This is a genomic window from Moorena sp. SIO3I8, assembly GCF_010692325.1.
In the GTDB taxonomy this organism is placed as follows: domain Bacteria; phylum Cyanobacteriota; class Cyanobacteriia; order Cyanobacteriales; family Coleofasciculaceae; genus Moorena.
In genome coordinates this window covers 1-1,374 of sequence record NZ_JAAHHW010000397.1, presented here as the reverse complement: position 1 = coordinate 1,374, position 1,374 = coordinate 1, and the positions used below count along the sequence as shown (strand labels likewise).

General features: G+C 46.5%; 1 protein-coding gene. It reads right to left on the bottom strand.

From position 1 onward, the window contains the following. Positions 1-156 precede the first annotated feature (156 nt). Positions 157-1,374 (bottom strand): hypothetical protein (locus F6K51_RS37325; RefSeq protein WP_293031234.1); only part of this gene is annotated, 1,218 nt, incomplete at its 5' end.

The following is a 1,374-nucleotide window of genomic DNA, read 5'->3' as shown; positions in this document are numbered from 1 at the left end:
GTTGACTTGGCTTCAGGTCAATGACTGGTAAATTTTCCTCTGCTGCTTGGCTTGATTCAGCTTCAGCGATAGCAGGATACAGCACCATGGTAACGCTACCAGCGATCGCTCCCATTAGCTGTAGTTGACAAGATATGTTAGAATTTTCAATTAATTTCATTGCTGATCCTCTTCGTTGAAGGTCGGAGTGACTGCAAAGTTCATGCGTGCCATACCACCAGGTTCTAAACGCACGAGTCTCGATTGGCTGTTGCCTTCACTGAAATGGGTATTGGGAGCTAGGGTGTAACCTGGAAGGCTAGTCAGGTCTAAAGCTCCAGTGTGGTATCCCGGTAGAACGTTCTTAACCGAGAACAGACCATTCGCATCAGTAGTAATTCGGTTACCGTTTTCCATAAAGATCACCGCATTAGGAACTCCCGGTTCTCCTGGTTGCTGATGACCATCAAAGTTTTTGTCTACAAATACTCGACCTAGTAAGGTGCCGCAGTCGGAAATAATGCCGGGATCAACTCGTACTCGATGAACCACTGGCCCATCTTTGATATCCCAACCGTTGTCATCCCGTTCCGCAGCAACAATTGCTGAGTTCTCCCCGTCACCCCGGATGCCATCTGGGGTAACTTGCACCCCATAAGCAATGTTCAATACTCCACCTTCTGGAATTGGCTCTGTTGTCGTGAAAGTAATTGTTGCGCCATCTCGTGTGGTTTCAATATCCACTGATTCTTGCTGTAACTCGCCCCGGACAGAATCTTCAAGGAATTTAAATCCTAGGGGTAAGTCGTCAGTGACTACAATGTCTTGCACAGCACTACTGGCTAGATTGCGCAAAGAGAGGCGATAGATGATAGTATCTCCTGGTTCAGCCGTAGCTCTGTCTGCGCTCTTGGTAATCCGAATCGATTCAAGGTCACAAATACCCGTATCTACATTCAACAATCCCAAAACCAGACCTTCCCGTTCCGCATTCCGAATCAGGAATTCACCCTGTATTTCTGTAGGATTGGCATCGGTACTAATCGGTAAACCATCTAAAGACGTAGCAGTATAGGAGACTATACTTTGCGCTTCATCAACATTAGTGATCGTCAGTCGAATCCGTCGTTGCAGGAAATTGCTATTAGCCGGTGGATTAACCACCAAAATGTAGCTTCGACCTAGGTCTAACTGACCTCGGTCTCGATCAAACAGAAAGCTGTATCTACCTCGGTTTTCATTGTCCTCATTGCTAAGGAAAAAGGGATTGGCATTGGTAGTGTTAGGTTGAATCCCTTCCGGAATGGTGTTATTGGGGTCATCGGGAAATTCAGTGGTGGTGAGTTCTACAGCATTCAAGAATCCTGTGGGGTCATTGGGGTCTGGATCAAATAA